At 43.0% G+C, this 19,779-nt stretch carries 15 protein-coding genes; 6 read left to right on the top strand and 9 right to left on the bottom strand.

Annotation, left to right across the window (positions count from 1 at the left end):
- Positions 1 to 15: 15 nt before the first annotated feature.
- Positions 16 to 396, bottom strand: coding sequence for a Cu(I)-responsive transcriptional regulator (cueR, locus tag ACVBIK_RS05215; RefSeq protein WP_447162341.1), 381 nt, complete (start codon positions 394 to 396; stop codon positions 16 to 18).
- 102 nt (positions 397 to 498) lie between these two features.
- Here cueR and ACVBIK_RS05210 point away from each other — a divergent pair, with 102 nt between their 5' ends.
- On the top strand, positions 499 to 2,754 hold the full coding sequence (locus tag ACVBIK_RS05210) for a heavy metal translocating P-type ATPase (RefSeq protein ID WP_447169232.1): 2,256 nt from the start codon (positions 499 to 501) through the stop codon (positions 2,752 to 2,754).
- 414 nt (positions 2,755 to 3,168) lie between these two features.
- On the opposite strand, the gene ACVBIK_RS05205 is transcribed toward ACVBIK_RS05210, so the two are convergent.
- Entirely contained in the window at positions 3,169 to 4,194 is a 1,026-nt protein-coding gene (locus tag ACVBIK_RS05205) for a hypothetical protein (protein ID WP_447169231.1), read from the bottom strand.
- A 282-nt stretch (positions 4,195 to 4,476) separates the two neighbouring features.
- Between ACVBIK_RS05205 and ACVBIK_RS05200 the strand changes: the two genes are divergently transcribed.
- Together ACVBIK_RS05200 and ACVBIK_RS05195 are read left to right on the top strand one after the other, a co-directional pair.
- Positions 4,477 to 6,069 carry an ABC-F family ATPase gene (locus ACVBIK_RS05200; protein ID WP_447169230.1) on the top strand — a complete coding sequence of 531 codons (1,593 nt, stop codon included), beginning with the start codon at positions 4,477 to 4,479 and terminating at the stop codon, positions 6,067 to 6,069.
- Between the two features lie 1,109 nt (positions 6,070 to 7,178).
- Positions 7,179 to 8,135 carry a universal stress protein gene (locus ACVBIK_RS05195; RefSeq protein WP_447169229.1) on the top strand — a complete coding sequence of 319 codons (957 nt, stop codon included), beginning with the start codon at positions 7,179 to 7,181 and terminating at the stop codon, positions 8,133 to 8,135.
- A 260-nt stretch (positions 8,136 to 8,395) separates the two neighbouring features.
- Here the strand turns inward: ACVBIK_RS05195 and ACVBIK_RS05190 are convergent, their stop codons facing one another.
- From ACVBIK_RS05190 to ACVBIK_RS05160, 7 genes are all read right to left on the bottom strand, one after another.
- The gene (locus ACVBIK_RS05190) at positions 8,396 to 8,827 is read right to left on the bottom strand and encodes a DUF2059 domain-containing protein (protein WP_447162345.1); all 432 of its coding nucleotides are present in this window, start codon (positions 8,825 to 8,827) and stop codon (positions 8,396 to 8,398) included.
- A gap of 394 nt (positions 8,828 to 9,221) precedes the next feature.
- Entirely contained in the window at positions 9,222 to 10,436 is a 1,215-nt protein-coding gene (locus tag ACVBIK_RS05185) for a hypothetical protein (RefSeq protein WP_447162346.1), read from the bottom strand.
- Between the two features lie 215 nt (positions 10,437 to 10,651).
- Positions 10,652 to 12,013 (bottom strand): leucyl aminopeptidase family protein, encoded by a 1,362-nt coding sequence (locus ACVBIK_RS05180; RefSeq protein ID WP_447162347.1) that lies wholly within the window; start codon positions 12,011 to 12,013, stop codon positions 10,652 to 10,654.
- Between the two features lie 117 nt (positions 12,014 to 12,130).
- A complete protein-coding gene (locus ACVBIK_RS05175) occupies positions 12,131 to 12,550 on the bottom strand; it encodes a hypothetical protein (protein WP_447162348.1) in 420 nt (139 codons plus the stop codon).
- Between the two features lie 101 nt (positions 12,551 to 12,651).
- Complete coding sequence (locus tag ACVBIK_RS05170) at positions 12,652 to 13,416, bottom strand: ribonuclease H family protein (RefSeq protein WP_447162349.1); 765 nt, start codon at positions 13,414 to 13,416, stop codon at positions 12,652 to 12,654.
- 71 nt (positions 13,417 to 13,487) lie between these two features.
- Positions 13,488 to 14,054, bottom strand: coding sequence for a DUF1415 domain-containing protein (locus ACVBIK_RS05165; RefSeq protein WP_447162350.1), 567 nt, complete (start codon positions 14,052 to 14,054; stop codon positions 13,488 to 13,490).
- Between the two features lie 20 nt (positions 14,055 to 14,074).
- The gene (locus ACVBIK_RS05160; RefSeq protein WP_447162351.1) at positions 14,075 to 14,668 is read right to left on the bottom strand and encodes a LysE family translocator; all 594 of its coding nucleotides are present in this window, start codon (positions 14,666 to 14,668) and stop codon (positions 14,075 to 14,077) included.
- Positions 14,669 to 15,454: 786 nt separating this feature from the next.
- Between ACVBIK_RS05160 and ACVBIK_RS05155 the strand changes: the two genes are divergently transcribed.
- The 3 genes from ACVBIK_RS05155 to ACVBIK_RS05145 all read left to right on the top strand — a co-directional run bounded on the left by ACVBIK_RS05155 (position 15,455) and on the right by ACVBIK_RS05145 (position 19,573).
- Positions 15,455 to 18,307 (top strand): collagenase, encoded by a 2,853-nt coding sequence (locus tag ACVBIK_RS05155; RefSeq protein WP_447162353.1) that lies wholly within the window; start codon positions 15,455 to 15,457, stop codon positions 18,305 to 18,307.
- A gap of 206 nt (positions 18,308 to 18,513) precedes the next feature.
- On the top strand, positions 18,514 to 19,086 hold the full coding sequence (locus ACVBIK_RS05150) for a DUF4136 domain-containing protein (protein ID WP_447161536.1): 573 nt from the start codon (positions 18,514 to 18,516) through the stop codon (positions 19,084 to 19,086).
- Positions 19,087 to 19,159: 73 nt separating this feature from the next.
- Positions 19,160 to 19,573 carry a hypothetical protein gene (locus ACVBIK_RS05145; protein ID WP_447161537.1) on the top strand — a complete coding sequence of 138 codons (414 nt, stop codon included), beginning with the start codon at positions 19,160 to 19,162 and terminating at the stop codon, positions 19,571 to 19,573.
- Positions 19,574 to 19,779 lie beyond the last annotated feature (206 nt).

The raw sequence follows: 19,779 nt of genomic DNA, 5'->3' as shown, positions 1-19,779 counted from the left end.
AGCCACTTTTGCGCTTTATCTAAGACCCTTTAATATGGCGCAGTTGGGCTGTTCTCCACCTTGGCAATCATGGATCAGCTGCGAGAGTTGCTCTCGTAAGATGTTGAGTTGGCTAATCCGTAACTCAATATCTTGCAAGTGATGTGAGGCAAGCTCTTTTACATCAGCCGCATTACGACTGGTGTTATTTTGCAGCTCAAGTAACGCTTTGCAATCTTCCAGTGCAAAGCCTAATGCTCGGCAGTGCTGGATAAATTGCAGCGCGTTAACGGCACTGTCGCTGTATTCTCGGTAGCCATTATCTCCCCTTTGACCCATGACTAAACCGATATCATGGTAGTAACGGATGCTCTTTACCGATAAACCTGTGAGTTTTGCTACTTCACCAATCTTCATTAATACTCAGCTCCTATAAGAAAATAAAAATTCGGTTTGACTCTCCCCTTATAGGAGACATTACGCTTAGTTTAATCAAGAAACAAATCGGGGAATATTCTCATGGCTAATATCAATCTGTACGTGCCTAAAATGAACTGCGCTAGTTGTGTCGCAAAGATTGAGTCCGCATTCGACAACGTTAATCAAGACCAGAGCGACGGCAATAACCATAGCTTATCGGCAAGGGTGAATTTAGCCGATAAATTAGTATTAGTGTCAGGTGAGATCTCAGCGAAACAAGCGATAGCAATCGTAAGCAGTGTGGGTTATGACAGTGAGCTTGTCATCGACGCCCAAAGCGGCGCTGCGCAAAAAGGTGAAGATGAGCGTAAAGAGTATCGCTTAAGAATGTTGCAGGCCGCCGTAGGTTTAGGGCTTGGTGTGCCATTAATGTTGTGGGGCTTACTCGGCGGCGAGATGATGGTCAACAGCGTTAATCAACAGTTAGCTTGGGGCATAGTGGGTATTATCACCTTGTTGGTGATGGCGCTAACAGGCAGGCATTTTTATCAAGGTATGTGGCGTGCCATTAAGGCTAAAAGCGCGAATATGGATACGCTTATCGCTTTAGGTACGAGCGCTGCTTGGATCTATTCGATGATGGTGGTAACTGCGCCGCAGTGGTTTCCTACCGATACCAGGCACGTTTATTTTGAAGCCAGTGTCATGATCTTAGGGTTAATTAATCTCGGTCACGCATTAGAGCTACGCGCTCGCGGTAAAACCAGCGAAGCGGTGCAGCGTTTATTAGGGCTACAGGCCACAACCGCAATACGAGTCAGTGACTCGGGTGATGAAGAGGTTGAAATTAATCAGCTAAACATAGGTGATCGTTTAAGACTGCGTCCGGGAGACCGAGTCGCACTCGATGGTGTAGTGATAAGCGGTGAGACATTTATTAATGAGTCGATGTTAACGGGTGAGCCAGTCCCTGTGCACAAGGCGCAGGCTGATACCATTAGTGCTGGGACGGTTAACGGTAACGGTAGCCTTATCTATCAGGTCACAGCTGTTGCTGAAGATACTAAGCTCTCAAAAATTATTGAATTAGTGCAGCAAGCGCAAGTATCTAAGATGCCCATTGGGCGCTTAACCGATAAAATATCAGCATACTTTGTGCCAGTGGTTGTCGTCATTGCGATAGCTAGCTCGGTTATCTGGTACCTAGTGGGCCCTGAGCCCGCGTTATCTCATGCGTTAGTTGTGTTAACCAGTGTATTGATTATTGCTTGCCCCTGTGCATTAGGCTTAGCCACACCGATGTCGATTATGGTCTCGGTAGGGCGCGCCGCGCAGATGGGCGTCTTAGTCAGAAATGGTGAAGCGTTGCAAACCGCCAGTAAGATCACAACAGTGGTGTTAGATAAAACAGGCACAGTGACTCAGGGCTCACCTGAGGTGACAGAGATGTTGCTATTGGATAACAGCGTCAATGAATTGAGCTTACTCGAACATGTGGCCAGCTTAGAGCAACATTCTGAGCACCCACTTGCCAGCGCGATAATTACCGAGGCAAAGCGGCAATCGATTACGCTCAATGAGCCAGACAGCTTTAGCAATGTGCAAGGAAAAGGGATTATTGGGGTTGTTGCTGGACGTCAATATGCCGTGGGTAATATGAGCCTAATGCAACAAGCAGGGTTAGATCCAGCTGACTTATCGGGCTATCAAAAACAGGTGTCAGAGCTTGCGAGTCAGGGGCAAACCCCCGTATTTGTAGCAATGGATAGTGTGCTGGTAGCCATAGTTTCAATCAGCGACCCGATAAAAGCCGATGCGGCGCAAGCGGTGACGGCAATGAAAAGGCTGGGGTTAAAGGTCGTGCTATTGACTGGGGATAACCCGCTAACAGCTCAAGCAGTTGCTGACAAAGTGGGTATTGATAGCGTATTTGCTCAGGTGCTTCCCGAGCAGAAACAGCAAAAGGTGCTCGAATTACAGCAAGCAGGTGAAGTAGTTGCTATGGTTGGTGATGGCATTAATGATGCGCCAGCGCTAATGAGCGCCGATGTCGGTATTGCAATGGGCAGTGGTACAGAAGTTGCCATCGAGAGTGCTGACTTTACGTTGTTATCAACACGACTCATGGTGATTAGTGACACTTTGGCACTGGCACGAGCAAGCATGACGAATATTAAGCAGAATTTGTTTGGCGCGTTTATTTATAACAGCTTAGGGATCCCCATTGCGGCAGGTGTGCTGTTCCCATTCACCGGGATTTTACTCAGCCCTGTGGTTGCTGGAGCTGCGATGGCATTATCGTCACTGACGGTGGTAACTAACGCTAATCGCTTACGCAAACAGAGATTAAAATGATGCCGTTGATAAAGTGTTGCTAAGCACTAATGATTAATGTGTTGTTGGCTTTCGCGACTGAGGTTTGCTCTATGTGTAAAGATAATAAGCAGATGCGTTTAAAAGTCGCTGCAACAGAGTATTGGTAGTTGATAAATTAGGCTAAAATGCTATAGTATCGCGCTTAATTTTACGGGTTCGATGCGCACTTGCGTCGGCCTTCGGCCAGTAGGTTGGATCTTGGAATTGCCATGATCTGGCATTACTGGCTTTTGTTTTATCTATGATGACGTTAATCATATAACCAAAAGCGGAATTGTCACTTTGATTACTACAGCTAATATCACAATATTGGCTACTCGCTAACGGATGTTTCTCTCTATAGTTTGCTCATTTTTGGCATAAGTGCGCTTTAGAGATTGAATGCAGCTATGATTAACTTTTGTCTATTAGGCCATGTAATTTCGTTGCAATATTAAGATATGTTATACAACTCTCATTTGTATGCTGCTCTCCTTTATGTACTATTCCATTTCTCGCAATTCGGAATTTATGAAGCTCGGATTGAAGTTCGTTACCCAGTTGCGTTTTTAAAGATTTAATTACGTCAAATACCGTGGGGGCGTCTTGCTTTCTTTTGTTATAGGTGACTCTCAAACTTTTATCTCGAACATAATCGAAAAGTCTCACTTCAACGGATAAAAACGCTTCTATAATGGCCGCATTATGATGCTTTTGAACAAACGAAAGTTCGTATGCTCGATTCATCGTTTGCATCCATGGATAGAAACAATCATTTATCAAGTAATGTGCGATTTCACCAGTGACTTGTTCTCTGTCGAAGTTCTCTATCTCATCATCTTGAAGATTGTGTGCTTGTAAAGAAATATACTGAGTTGGCTGTTGCCGCCAACCATCATCAAAAATACCGATAACTCTGACTTTTTCGGAGTCTTTTAAAATCTCTTTTGGCGTATATGTTTTATAAGAACCTACAATGTAAGGCTTTAATCCACTTATAAAGTCAGTCTCTTTTACCTCAGTATCTTTGCTTACGTATCTATAGACTTGAATAAAATGGTTTAAGGCTTCTATTGCTAACGTATCGGCTCCATTTAAACTGTCGGCTTCGAATGCAATCCTGACTGTTGTCAATGAATTACTATAGCTAAAGTTAGTAGCACCATTTTCAGTAGTCATTAATAGACTTACATCTATAGAGCCATCTTTTAGGTACTTATACTTACAAATTTGATTTTTTAATGTAGATATTGGCTTTTCAAAAAAATAAGCTGAATCACCCTTAATAATTGTGTTAGGTAGTGATGATGTATTCACGCTTTTTTGGTGTGATGAGATTCCTATGCAAAAGGTTTTTCCATTTAGAACAAAAAAACTTTCGCCGGGTTTCACTCTAATTTGTTTTGGATAAAAAATGTCATAAACAACGCAACCTTTCATTTGGAACTCTCATTAAAGTTTTATCATTGGGAGTCAAGATACCAAAAAAACAACTAAACTTCTGTGATAAACAACCAGTTGCTACAGGTGCTTTCATGCTGTGTCTGTTGCTTGTGTGCAATGGGAGATAAGTGTGTAAGAGTTGCTGATAGTGATACTTCCCATGTGACTATATTACTTTTTATCTTCCTCGATATCTTAGAGCGTTGGTTTCTGGCAAGCGTATTCGTGGTATCATATGCGCAATATTTTTAAGTAAGTGCTTTTTACGGGAATAAACCTTTGATACAAACAGCTAACATCACCATGCAGTTCGGCGCTAAGCCGCTGTTTGAAAACATCTCAATTAAGTTTGGCGGCGGAAACAGATACGGTCTGATCGGCGCTAACGGTTGTGGTAAATCAACCTTTATGAAGATCCTTGCTGGCGATTTAGAGCCAACAGGTGGTAACGTTTCATTAGACGTGAACGAACGTTTAGGTAAGCTAAGCCAGAACCAATTTGGTTACGAAGAGTTCAACGTAGTTGATACCGTAATCATGGGCCACGCAGAGCTTTGGAAAGTGAAGCAAGAACGTGACCGTATTTACTCACTACCAGAAATGACTGAAGAAGACGGCATTAAAGTCGCTGATTTAGAAATGGAGTTCGCTGAGATGGACGGTTATACCGCTGAATCTCGTGCTGGCGAACTACTTATGGGCGTGGGTATTGGTGTTGAACAGCATTTCGGACTAATGAGCGAAATCGCACCAGGCTTTAAGCTACGTGTACTTTTGGCTCAGGCATTGTTCTCAGATCCAGATGTACTGCTACTTGACGAACCAACCAACAACTTGGACATCGACACCATTCGCTGGTTGCAAGAGATGCTAAACCAACGTAACAGCACCATGATTATCATCTCGCACGATAGATATTTCTTGAACTCTGTTTGTACTCACATGGCTGACTTAGATTACGGTGATATACGCGTATTCCCAGGCAACTACGATGAATACATGATGGCAGCGCAGCAGTCTCGCGAGCGTTTGATGTCTGATAATGCTAAGAAGAAAGCGCAAATCGCTGAGCTTCAAGGCTTCGTTGCACGTTTCTCTGCTAACGCATCTAAAGCAAAGCAAGCTACATCACGTGCCAAGCTTATCGATAAGATCAAGCTTGATGAAATTAAGGCATCTAGCCGTGTAAACCCATTTATTCGTTTCGAACAAGAGAAGAAGTTGTTCCGTAACGCTCTAATTGTTGAAGACTTAACGAAAGGCTTCGATCACCCGCTATTTAAAGATCTTAATATCATTGCAGAAGTGGGCGAGCGTATTGCGATCTTGGGCGACAACGGTGTGGGTAAAACAACACTGTTACGTACTCTTGTACACGATATCCCACAAGATTCAGGTACTATCCAATGGTCTGAAAACTCGGCGATTGGTTACTACGCACAGGATCACGAGTCAGATTTTGCTAACGACATGACCTTGTTTGACTGGATGAGCCAATGGCGCAAACCAGAAGATGACGACCAGTCAGTACGTGGCTACCTAGGCCGTATGCTGTTTGGTTCAGACGACATCAAGAAGTCTGTAAAAGTGCTGTCTGGTGGTGAGAAGGGCCGTATGTTGTTTGGTAAGCTCATTATGCAAAAGCCAAACATCTTGCTACTTGATGAACCAACTAACCACATGGATATGGAATCAATCGAGTCATTGAACAACGCACTAGAAATGTACGAAGGTACACTAATGTTCGTCAGCCATGACCGCGCGTTTGTATCGTCACTAGCGAACCGTATTATTGAAATTACACCAAATGGCGTGAATGATTTCAAAGGTACTTATGATGAGTTCCTAGCGAGCAAAGGTATCGAAGGTTAAATTTATAGACCTTGTCTCTTTATTCAATAGAGAGGCCAATTGAGCACCTTATCGATAGCGCTTGTTAATCGCGTTATAAAAAAGCCCGAGCAATCGGGCTTTTTTGTGTCTGAAACATGTGCTTAGCCTACGTTTTGTCACTGTGACTAGATGTCTAATTTAGATGTCTAACTTAGATGCCTAACTTAGATGCCTAATTTAGACATTTACCAAAATGGTTTCGCTAACACTTACAATGTAGCGTCGACATAACTCTATTTTAAAGCACTCATCTCACCACGGAGCGCTGTGCTTTCACGAAGAACACGAAGATATAGCTAAAGATAAAGTTAACGATGAAGAGCTTAACTGACCTCGACTGTAGCTCTTCTTTGTGATCACCGTGTCCCAATAGCATCCGTGTTTAACGGCCCGTTCGCTACCCTAACTCTCGCTTATTAGCACATGGCTTTGCCATATTCGCCGTGCTGGATAGCTTTGGTCCAAAAATGAGTTTGTAACAACTGAGGCTGTGTGTGATCACCAAGCGATTATGTCGTACTTTAACTACCAACTGATTTTGTCGGTTTGCTAATTACCAAGGCAAAATGACGGATCTATTTTTATACATAACCGTTTAATCGTTTAATCGTTTTAATTACTATTCAGGGGTTATTAAGGTTGATCAAGCCATTACTATAATTTCTTGTCGTTCCCATTACTAAATTAGCCTTCATCGACCAGCTGCTAACGATACGAATGAGGAATGGCCATGCGCAGTATCATCCTCTCCTCATACTCCTCAGCGTATGATTCATACAATTGACCTTTATTTGTAAATAGCAGCTCAATAACTCGGTCTTGCCGTAGCGATGTTATGAGTTTTCATCTTGTTTTCCTACCGAGCATCTATTCACACTTCATATTGGATAATTTTCCTGCGTAGAACAATACTTGAAAGAACCTGTTACGTTTAGCTGTGTTGTTGTCGCTATGGAATAAAGGATTCGAGATGTTTGGGCTGATAACACCGATGTTAAGTTTAGCGTCGGACGCCCAATTTATTGAAGCCAATTTCCTGGTAAAACTTAATGACAGCCCTCAGCGTGCACTACATCACGGAGGTAGAGATGAAAAGCTTCAAGAATATATTATTTGTTAGTCAAGGATTACCGAGTGACAGTGACTCAATAGGGCAAGCTCTACGATTATCTCAAGCCAATAATGCACAGTTGAAAGGCTTGATTGTTTGCCCGCCACTCTCATCTAACTCACTCAATACCAATCACAATATTAATCAATATCAAGAGACTTATGAAAATGCCCTGCGGCAAACCGTCAATCAACAAATAGATAAAAGCAGACTGCTAAATCACATTGCAGAGCCTGATACTCCCTTACCTTTAGAGGTATTTAGTGGCGAAAAACCTGCGGTAAACATTATTAAACATATCCTGAAGCATAAGTATGATCTGTTGATTAAAGATGCCGAACCTTTGTCTGAAACTGGTGAAGGATTCAAGGCTATCGATATGACATTATTGCGAAAATGCCCATGCCCTGTTTGGCTTAATCGTTCAGTCCATCAACCGCTGGATAAACGACAAGTTGCCGTTGCGATAGATCCGATTAGTACAAGTCTTGAAGAAAACGCACTTTCACTCAGAATGTTGCAGTTAGCACGAGATATTGCTAACCGATGTGATTATCGATTACATGTTTTGTCTTGTTGGGAGTATCAACTCGAAAGTTACCTGAGAAACAGTCTGTGGATTAAAATTGATCAGGACGAACTTAACGCAGAGCTTGAAGCCTCAAAGGTGCGTCATCGTGAAGCATTAGATAGCCTCATTGAGCAATCTGGTATTGGCGGTGACATTATCATTCACCATCTGCAAGGTGCTGCTGATGTTCAAATTCCCGAGTTTGTAAACCAAAAGGATGTGGATATCTTAGTGATGGGAACTTTGGCAAGGACTGGTATTCCAGGCTTTGTTATCGGTAATACTGCGGAAAATATTTTGCAATCGATTACGTGCTCGTTAGTGGCATTAAAGCCTGAAGGTTTTGAGTCTCCTATCAGTTAATCGTTAATATTTAACAATTACGGGTGTTCAAGCAATTACCGGATGTTTTCGCATCCGGTAATGCTAGTTCTAGTTCTAGTGCAAACTTTATAGCTCAGCTTTTTAGGCGTGATTTGTAGCTGACTTCTGCGTTGAATGCTTTCCTAAGGGCATAACCACTCCACCATTTAGGTTCTTTGACGTTGTTTGCCCAAAATACGCTGAAGTAGAACATTCTCTTATACAGACTGCTATAAGGACTACAGCGAGCTAAGTAGTGACTATTGCTTTAGCATTTGGTATTTGGTCATCACATCTTGTGCAACAGCTTGACCCCATTGTTGACCTGCCATCATCGACTCTTGCATGATCTGAGGTTGTACTTTTATAAGTTTCTTTCCTGCTGGTGTGTCATAGAAAGCGTTAAGGGCTTGAACTTCCTCTTCAGTAAGATACTTTTGGTAAATCGGCACCGTCATTTTAATCAAATCGTCTGGATTAAACTCTGCCATGTAGTCGCTCCAAAATGCTTCAGGCGCATCGGGAACTAAGTTTTTTAGTGCAGGTAGCATCTGGTTCATGGCTTGTATGCCTAGCTCTCCTGCTCCGGTTTTATGCATTAGCTGCTTAACACTTTCTGCAGAAGCGGGTTCTGCATAAGCCTGACTAGAAAAGGTGATGAAGGCGAGAAGAGGAAGTATTGCGAGTTTCATATTGAGCATCCTGCTGTCAATTGAGTGTAAAGCTGAGTCATTATTTCAGTTAGCTACATTGATTAAAACTGACCAAGGTAAGCCCTAGAATGCAGCCATAAGTTATCAGATTTATTGCTGTTTTATGTAAGATGACAGCATAGAGCAGAGCGCTTTGCTGTGAAAGCTAAATTTGTGGGGTAGGGGCTGTGTGAAGCGCGGCATGTTCTAAAGCGAGAACTTAAGCACAGCACTTATACATAGCACTCATACATAGCACTGAATCAAGCAAAGTGCGGTGGAGTAGTTTGAATATAATAATGGCTGTAAAGATCAAGCAAGGCTGAAAGGTAATAAAACGCTTGTCCGCCTTGCGTGATAGCAACTTATAAAATACGTCGCCTAACCATCAATATTAGAAGTAGTAGCTAACACTGACGTTAAATAGTGAGTAGAAATCATCATCTTGATTTTCGATACCAAGACCTTGTTGACCGCCAATCCATACTGCATTCTTACCGTAGATATGATCGACAAAAATGTAGAAGTCAGATACTGCAATGCTCATACCAGTGGTATTGATCACTGAGTCATTTAGGCTAGCGTTAACATCAGTGTTTGGTGTCAAGTGGCTGTAATCGTTATAAAGCGTCACAGTGCCCCAGTCATAACCGATAGTCTTGGCAACGTTCGCAGCAAAGATTTGGCCTTTAGCTGCAACTTCATAAGCGCCGCCACCCATCTTCATTGCGTATAGACCATTCTTGTCTTCGTTATCGAATTGGTCATAGTCATAATCGACCATCTGTAGCTGTAGCTGGTAACCGCTGTACTGAGCATCTAAGTGGATAGCATAAGCTGTCGATGTACCGTGTCCGTCTTTACCTGTATTAACGTTATTGCGCATACCGTCATCATATAACTGACCATATTCTAAAGACGCACCAAGTTGTACAGTTAACTTATCAAAGTCTAAAACGTAGGACTGACGAATGTTGAATGTGTTGGTTTCTTCGTTGTTATAGGTGTTGTCACCTACAGAACCTGTAAACCCATCAGCAGCGTAACCACGGGTATCTGATGACGAGTATTCACTGTTCTTGAAGAAGGCAACTTCAGATGTCCAGTTACCTGTGTTATAGATAGCTTTAGCACCTAAATCGTAGTCATCTTCAAAGCCCATGTAGTAGTTGATACTTTCCCACCAGTTGTGTGAGATGAAGCTCTTATTACCAAATGGCTTGCTGATAACACCGCCCTGGAACTGCCAATCTTCAACACCATTGTACGCAGCATAAGCGTATTTAATGAAATGGTTGCTTGAAGAGTTTTTGAAAACGTACTTAGCACTTGCTGTCCAGTTTTCACTAATCTGACTATCGATATCAAGTTCTAATGCATCAAATGCGAATGTGCCGCCATTTGATTTAGAGGCTTCATTGCCATCATCAACGAAGTACTTAACCTTAACTGCACCACCTAAATCAACAGAAGGTTTGAATTCATCTGCCATTACAACCGTAGGTGCGCCAAGTAACGCACCAATTAAAATAGATAACTTTAGCTTTTTCACTTTTTTATTCTCATGTTCATAATCCGACATTGGACTAGGAGCATGAATCATATCCATAATTTGACTTTAGATTGTGACTGAATACGCAATCACAGCACCTACAGAGTTTGATTGATTAATAATGTGATGTTGATAGGATTTTTGAGGGGAACTTTTTAACCTTGTTAATGTCGTATCGTGAACGAAATCCTCTATGCGATCGAGTATGAGGTGTAAGGTTTTAGATGTGGCCCGACATGCGGGCCTTTAATAGGTATGTTTGCTAAGGCTAATTAGGCTTTAAAGCGATTTTGCAGGTAATCAAATACCGCGCGAATACCAAAGGCTTCACCGCCAACAGGGCGACCCGGTAACTTACGTACGTTGTATGCCATTACGTCAAAGTGGCTCCAACTAATCCCTTTATCTACAAACTCTTCTAGATATAACGCGGCAGTAATTGCACCGCCAAATGGCGTTTTGGCGCAGTTAGCCAAGTCGGCAATATCACTACCGGTTAACTCTAAATAAGGTCTATGTAGCGGCATGCGCCATACAGGGTCGTCCACTTTAAGGCCAGATGCGGTAAAGCCTGCTGCCACGTCGTCATCATTACTGAAAAAGCCTGGGAGTTCGGTGCCTAATGCAATGCGCATTGCCCCTGTCAGCGTGGCAAAATCAATCACCAGTTCAGGCTTATCGTTATTCGCTTCGGCGAGTGCATCACACAGGACTAAGCGGCCTTCGGCGTCGGTGTTGTCGATTTCAACAGTGATGCCTTTACGTGTGGTGATGACATCTCCTGGTCTAAAGGCGTTAGCCGATACCGCGTTTTCAACAGCGGGTACTAATACACGCAATCGAACGGGTAAGTTATGCGCCATAATCAGCTGCGCGAGACCAATTACGTGCGCTGCGCCGCCCATGTCTTTTTTCATAAGACGCATACCTGATCCCGGTTTAAGATCCAGCCCACCAGAGTCAAAACAGACCCCTTTACCAACAAGGGTTAATTTAGGTGCTGATTCATCACCCCAGGTCAGATCGATTAAGCGCGGTAGGTTTTCACTGGCGCGGCCAACCATATGAATGGTTGGGTAGTTTTGCTCAAGCAGTTCATCACCCACAATCTGGGTGATTTCAGCGCCAAACTCTTGTGCCATCACTATCATTGTTTCGGCAAGGTGTTGTGGCATCATATCAGCAGCTGGAGTGTTGACCAGATCGCGTACCAGTGACACTGAGCGGATAAATTTGTTGGCTTCATCAGCTTGTGCTTGCGTTGGTACGATAAGTACTGGTAGCTCTTTTGTATTTTTCTTATAACGATCAAATTGATATGCGCCAAGTCCCCAGCTAAATGCGGCGGTTTTTATCTGTGGCTCATTGGCATTTAGCTGGTATTGCCCTGCGGGAAGCTGGTTTACAAGCTCGCCGCATAGCCAGTACGAATCATCGCTATCGCTGACAAAAATAACCTGCTCTAGCTCGCCTTCAGTGCTGGGAAGTAAACTTACGCCTTTGCCGTTAAATTGAGTGCTGTTGAGCCAGTTTTGGATGCGCTGCGGTTGCGCTTGGCGCCAAGCGACAAATGTGTCGCTATTAAAAATAGATAAGGGGATGCCTGAAGCACCAGAGATAATAAGGTTGCTCATGTAAGGACTCTTCTTGTTATTAATGATGAGAATGACTTAAGGCTAAGAGTATCAGGCTATACACTTGGGAGAAAGGTGGGGCGAAAGGATTTACTGGCTCAGAACTTAATTGCAGAGTTATTTAATTTGCTCAGAACTTGATTGTAATCTTGCTTCATTAGCGACGCGTTTGATACTGGCCTTACGCTCTGACATATTATTAAAAGAGCTAGGCAATACGTCTACGCCGACAATCTTACCCAGTTTGACCACGATTGGGATCGTGATAGGTGCAAAGGGTAAAACGGCAAACACGCCTAGCCCAAGGCCTTTTAATAAATCGCCAAATTGCTTATTGGCTTCTAGCAGTTCTTCTTTTGATGCTTGTCTACGTGTATGGCGCTTATAGGTGACTAACATATCTTTAGTCTCCTGTTTTTCTTGAGCAAGCGCGTCTTGCAACACTAACATATCGCGTTTTAGGCGCAGCCAAACACGACGTCTTCCGATACGGATGACGCGAATAGGGGCTCTATGTATGTGGGCGTAGATTTTCATGCTGGCGATTGTGCCACAGCCGGCACTTTAAACCTAACTCGAAAGGAGAATAAACGGTAATAAAGTGTCAACTGGGCGGTAATGTAATCGTGGCGTTAGCCTTAGCCTGCTCTTAAGCTGAGGATTTCACTGAGGACTATCGGATCGGGGTAACGGCAGAATGCGGGATCTTTTTTATCAATGGCATAAATCGACATGCGGTCAGCCAGTTCATTACCTTCAATACCCACGTGAGCGGCCACATGTTGAATCGCCAACGTGTCCTTTAATGAATCGAAAAGTGCGTGGGACTGCTGAATAATATCTAAGTTTTTAATGTCACCCGCCGTTTTGCGCTTCCAGCCTTTGGTTTTCCAGCCGTAAGCCCAGTTGGTGATACAGTTTATCGAGTACTGAGAGTCACTCAAAATTTGCACCGTTAGCCCCTGCTTTAGTGCCTTTTCGGCAATCAATAGCGCCTGATGCAGGGCATTTAATTCAGCCGAATTATTAGTACCGTTGGCATTATAAAGTCCGTAATACAGCTCTGTGAGTTGGGCTTTATGATAAACCGCGACACCAGAACCCGCTTTGCCGGGATTAGGCTCACAGCCACCGTCGGTAAAAATAGACACATCGCAGCGACTTAAGTCGATATCAAGACTCGCTTTAGCGGCCGTTTTGGTCTTCGCTGCGCCTGATGTGGTTTTTTTCACGCCATTGCCATAACTCGGCGCTGTTGCAAAGGCAGCTTTCGCTTCGGCTTCACTAGGGAAGGACTTATATTTGGCTTGTGGGAATTTATCGACCAGCTTTTTAGTGTAATCCCAGCTAGTGAAAATGCCGGTTTCACGACCAGCCCATACCACGTAATACTTTTTAGCCATAAAGCTTATGTCCTAAATCTTGATAATTAATGATTTGGCTACAACCAACATGGCGTTGCCATTGAGTATGCTTATTGGCTTTTTTTACAGTGGGCTAATAAGTCTACAAAGAACTGAGTACCTTTACGCTCGGCAAAGGCAATGTTGCGCTCAGGAATGGTTTCTGGCTCATCATAAGTCGCTAGCGCTAATTCCATACTGGCTTCGCGAATAATGTGCAACGTCGGATAAGGCGCGCGATTGGTATAGTTTGCTGCAGAGTCTTGCGGTTCATCTTCAAAGCAATAATCGGGATGAAAACTCGCTAGCTGATATTCACCTTCATAACCTTGTTCGATTAACAGGTCATTGGCAATATCGACTAAATCCAAATAAAGGTAAAAGCCTTCAAAACCACGTGGGATGATAAACAGTGTGGTTTCAATATCAGTGTGTTCATCAAGATAAGCACACTCTGTAATAAGCGCTTGCAGCACATCTTGCATGCGAGACTCATCAATGACGGCATAGCGAATACTCGCGCGCTCGACTTCACGCCGGGCAAATGGGCAAATGTTATATTTCATAATCACTTGCTTTACCCAGTTTTCAGTTTCTGTTGCGTATGCTTGTAATTCGTTATCGATTATCTGAGTCATCAGATGCAGCCTTGAAGGAGTTATGGCGCGATCATAGGCAGGATCGATAGCACAAGCAAGAGTGCCATAGTGACATTAAATATTTTTTGCTGTCTTTGGTTCTTTAATAATCGTTTCAATGCGACACCAAAACCTAACCAGACAAATGCACTTGGTACTGCAATAAAAAAGAAGACTAACGCGATCGTGACGACTTGCGGTGCAAGTGCCTGGCTCATGGTGGTAAAAGTTGCAACAGCGCCTATTCCCATTATCCATGCCTTAGGGTTGACCCACTGAAAAGCGGCGGCCTGCATAAAAGACAGTGGGGCGGTCGTATCTTTGCCATTCATCTTGGCGCTGCTATTAGCAATCAACCAGGCTAGATAGAGCATATAAGCGATACCGATATACTTAATAATGCTATGTAAAACAGGGTAGTTTTGGAACACTGCACTGAGCCCTAAACCAATGGCCAACACCATTGCCGGAAAGCCAATACAAATACCAGATAAGTGAGGCAGGCTGCGCTTAACCCCAAAGTTAACACCTGAAGACATTAGCATGATGTTGTTTGGGCCTGGGGTGATCCCCGATGAAAAGGCAAATAGTGCAATGGTAAAAATGAGTTCCATAATATTAAACCTGAAAGGGCCCCGTAAACGAGTAACAGAGAACAAACTAAAGGAAAATGCATTCTAGCGTGATAGTCAGCCTGGAGGAAAATATTATCTAGCGGAGTTGTAATCAGGATGTTGTCACGAAAGGGTTATAAGTTATCTTTTTTTATTATATCGGTGTAATCAAAGTTTAATACTTGCATATTTAGTCGTTAAAAGCAGATTGTTAGGCTTAATCTTTAGGCGTTTTTTTTATTTGACTCATTTTTATATGGCTAATATCTGCAACATGAATTGGAAGTTAAGCGCTCTTTATCTCAGATTGAAAGGGGGAGTGTTCGATAACAAAGGAGCGTCTAATATCGCTGTTGTGTATTTTGTCTGCTGCTTCTAATTTGTTATTGAATGAAGACTTTATCGTTTTAAGATTAGCTTTTTTACGCTTATTCGATTGGCTTAATACTTACGGTTTAGTCTTTGCTGTTGGCTGTTTTTTATACCAATCCACGTACCTTCTAGACTCACCTACAGGCAATGTCATTGTTAATGGGGGAGTCACTTCTTTGACTCTTGAATGTTCATTCATCAAATAGCGCTCTATATGCATGCTCACCCATATTTATCACTTGATTATGGATATTGTATAAATTATAAATTAACCAATCTTTTTTAACAAAGGATTAACAATATAAGAATAATACAATCTCAATCGTGCAAGACCTTACCGAATACAGGTTAATAGATCACTTTGAAGCTTTAGGTGATTTTACGACAAAGTCGCGATAATAATTGGAGTCAAATATGTCAATAGAATCATCTAAAGTACAAGCTAACAAAGGTACTTTTAAAGTACATGCTTTAGCATTAGCTTGCACCGCTATACTCTTTCCTAGTGCTGCATTAGCATCTGGGGAAGTCGCGCCAACAGCGAAAGAAACCACCAAAGCGGCACACGGTAATGACTTAAAAAGTCGTTTTGAAAAGGGCGCGAATGTGCCTGGTAAGCAACAAAATGCTGAAAAGACCCAGCGTCAGAACATAGATAAAAATAAACAAAAGAAAGTTGAAGGCCCAATGGGGGCTGTAGGCCCTGCAGCTGAAGCAGAAGAGAACATGTGTAGTAGTGAGCTTGCCGATTTAAGTGGTCAAGCATTATTTGATTTTGTTCGACAAGCCGACATCTCTTGTATCTCAGAGCTTTATTCTAGAAATGATGCGGTATCGGTTGCGGCTTACCAAACTGCAAATGTAGTTTCTGTTGCGAACCAGGTAAAAAATATTGCCGCTACCTATGACAGCAGCAATGGCAATGAAATGCGTAACCTGTTCTATTTTTTACGCGGCGCCTTTTATATTGAGTTTTATAATGACGATTTAACCTACGGTGATACACAGGCGGCTGATGCAGTTTATGGAGCGTTAGTTGAGTATTCGAAAAACCCAAAATTGTTTGATTTAAGCTCGACTGCTGGTGACACCTTGATGGAGTTTTTCACTTCATGGGCGAGTGCTGATCGTGTTTTAGAAAGCGTGCCAGTGATCACCGATTACTTACAAAGGTTTAATGCAGACTTTTTGGCAAGCAATCGCCACCGTGCAGCAATGACCAGTGCCCTAACTACGCTTTATTACGGTAGCTGGGAAGAAGACTACAACAGTAAAGCCATGGAACATGGTGAGCTGATTGATGCGTTGCTGAATATCGCGACAGCCGATTACATTATAAACTCTAATTACCAATATGAATCAACGGACGCCTTTCATGAATTTGGTCGTTTCTATGAGTATCAAGCCTATTGGGATCTACCTCAAAGCTTAAAAACACGTCTTAATGACGGTGTGCAGCTTTACATGAGTAAATTTGAGCGCATGTCTGCACAGTGGGCTGACGCCGCGGGTTACCTTGATTATTACAATCCAGGTGACTGTGAGCAGTTTGGTATTTGTGGTTGGGAAGAGGAGCTTGAGCAAACGGCTCTACCTATAAACTACAACTGTAGTGACACTATCTATATTCGTGCGCAACAGTTAACCAATGATGAGCTTCAAGCATCATGTGATTTGATGGGCGGTGAAGAAACACTATTCCATAATGTACTCGCTACTGGCTACCAGCCTGTTGCTGATGACTTAAATGAGAGTCTTGAGGTCAATATTTTCGATAGTTATGATGATTATGCGCAGTATGCCAGCGTCATCTTTGGAATTAACACTAACAATGGTGGCATGTACTTAGAAGGTACGCCGTCGCAAGAGGGCAACCAGGCACGATTTATTGCTCATGAAGCAACTTGGACTGATGAGATCTTGGTGTGGAACCTCAAGCATGAGTATGTTCATTATCTAGATGGTCGTTTTAACCTTTATGGCGCATTTAACTACTTTGATATTGATACGGGTAAGTCAGTTTGGTGGACTGAAGGTTTAGCCGAGTATATTTCTAAGCAAAATCGTAACGATGGGGCTGTTGATATGGGGCGCTCACAGGCTTACAGCCTAAGTGAGATTTTGGCGAATACTTATAACAGTGGTTCGGACCGTGTTTACGGCTGGGGTTACTTAGCGGTTCGTTTCCTATTCGAAAACCACAGAAGTGATGTCGATGCCTTATTGGTGCTAGCGCGTGGCGGTGATGCCGATGGCTGGTTAACTTATATCGATAATACGATTGGCCAAAATTATAATAGTGAATGGAATACTTGGTTGGGATCAGTGACCAGTAATGATGATTCAATTGACACCGGTATTACTCCGCCAGTTGACTCTGATGGCGATGGCGTACCTGATAGTCAAGATGCGTTCCCGAACGATCCAACTGAAACGTCAGACACCGATGGTGACGGCGTAGGTGATAACGCTGATGTCTTCCCAACAGATCCTACTGAGTGGGCTGATTCTGACGGTGATGGAATTGGTGATAACGCTGATACTGATGGGCCAGTTGACCCAGTTGACCCAGTTGAGCATTGCGGCGCAGCCACTATTAGAGATGGCAAGCTAACTCAAGAAAATGTTGAGTGTGTTGAAGGCAGCGATATTAATTACTTCTACACCTATGTTGAAGAAGATAATACGCCGCTTTATATCACAACATCGGGTGGTGAAGGTGATGTTGATTTGTTCTTTAACCAAGATATTTGGGCTAAGCCATTAGACTTTGATGCGAGATCAGAAAATGATGGTAACGAAGAGTCGCTAAGCGTGATAGCTAACCGTGGTTGGGTATATATCAGCTTACTAGCGTACCAAGATTTTAATGGTGTAAGCCTTAAAGTTAGCCTTACAGAAGGCGGCGATACAGGAACCACTCCGGTAGCTGTTGCTGATGCTTGTGCAACACAATCTCCATACGGTTATGGCGGTGTCGAGTTTGGTGAAGCGATTTGTATCGAAGATGGTCACTCTAGCTACTACTTCTATGTGCCAGCAGGAACAGAAGAAGTGAGTGTTGCAAGTGGCCACGGTAGCGGCGATGTTAATCTTTATGGCAATAGCCAAACATGGGCAAACCCAAGCTCGTATGAAGTTAAGTCTGAAAACCAAGGTAATGGCGAAAGCTTGACGATTAGTGCTCCAGCAGAAGGTTGGTACTACATCAGCGCTGATGGTGCACCATCAAGCAGCGGTGCAAGCTTAGTGGTTAATATTAAGTAAGACGGGACAAGTTTCTTTCGCTCAGAAGCAAAACATTTGCTTAGTAAAAACCGACTCAAAGGAGTCGGTTTTTTTATTTGTGAATAAAATCAGTCTAAAGGCGCTCGTAAATCAACCGTTAATGGTCGACAGTGCACTGCAAGTCAGGTTAGGTTAATGTTTAACCTGTTACGCTGGTGCAAGATAAATAGAGGGATTTTCAACTTATGATTAAAAAATATATCTTTTTGATAGTGTTCGGGCTGTCTTTTTTAGCTGGCTGTACAAGCTCTGACAATGTCGAAGCTGAAATGGCTGCGACACGCACAACGATGGTGACGACAGGGAACCTTGCTCTATTAAACAAATCTTCTACAGCCTTTGCCTGGCACCCAACTATGTTTGCTGTACATGCTAGTGACGAAATCGATAATCAAGTCGTTATCAATCATATGCAGCATGCTATTACGGAGTCTATGGAGGCCAAGGGGTATCATTTAGCAAGAGCCAATGAAACTCCAGGTGTATTGGTTGGATTTGGCTTGGCGTTAGAGTCAGAAATGAGTGATAAAGAAATATTAAAACGGGCAGGTTTAGTTGCCGGTTTATCTACGCAAGGGGTCGATGATAAATATGAAAAAGGCTCAGTGTTAGTAGCGCTATTTACGCCTAATAATCCAATGCCGGTTTGGCGAGTGCTCGCACAAGGTTTTACTGAGCTAGATAAAACCCCTGAACAAAGAGAGCAACGTTTTGAACAGTTGCTTTCGACTATGCTAAAACCTGTGCCGGTTGTTTAAAAGTCTGCTTGGTAAGCCCAGGCTTTTGCACCGTGACTGACAATTTGAATAGTAAGAGTAAAGGGAGATTACGATGAAGTTTTTAATTGTTCCAGCCTTGATTTTTGGGTTTGTGTGTAGCGTAAACGCCTACGCTGGACAGTGGAGCCAGATCAGTGAAAAAACGGTCAGCTACAAAACGGAAACCGATACCGTCACACCGAAAAAAACTGAAAAGCAGGTTAGTCACATAAAGATGAAGTGCATTCAGGGGACGGTTAACTTACATAAAATCGTATTGATAATGGCTGATGGCAGTAAGAAGGAGGTTGATAACCTCGGGATCCTTACAAAAGGGTTGTCGAGCCGGAGTATCAGTGTCCCTAAGGGAGAGCTTAAATCAATTGAGCTTACTTATGATAGCGTCGGTAGCCAAACTCTAGGTGTGGTTGGCGTAAGCAAAAAAGGTAAGCTGCAAATCTTAGGGCAGTTTCCTGATGCCACTTAAACCCAGCCACTTAGATCCAGCCACTTAGAACGGCAGTTTGGATTTAGTGGCTTAGATTTAGCCGTTTAGACGATAATCAACGCGCAATGAATATAACTTCACCTCAGCAATAAAAATGCCCTGCTTAGAGTAATGCCGATCATTTAGCAGTTTATTGATCGGTTGACCGATCTTTATAAGATGGCAAAATCCGAGTGTTTTTAAAC

Source organism: Shewanella sp. 125m-1 (assembly GCF_052977065.1).
Note: the sequence above shows the minus strand (reverse complement) of the source record. Positions and strands in the feature narration are given on the sequence as shown.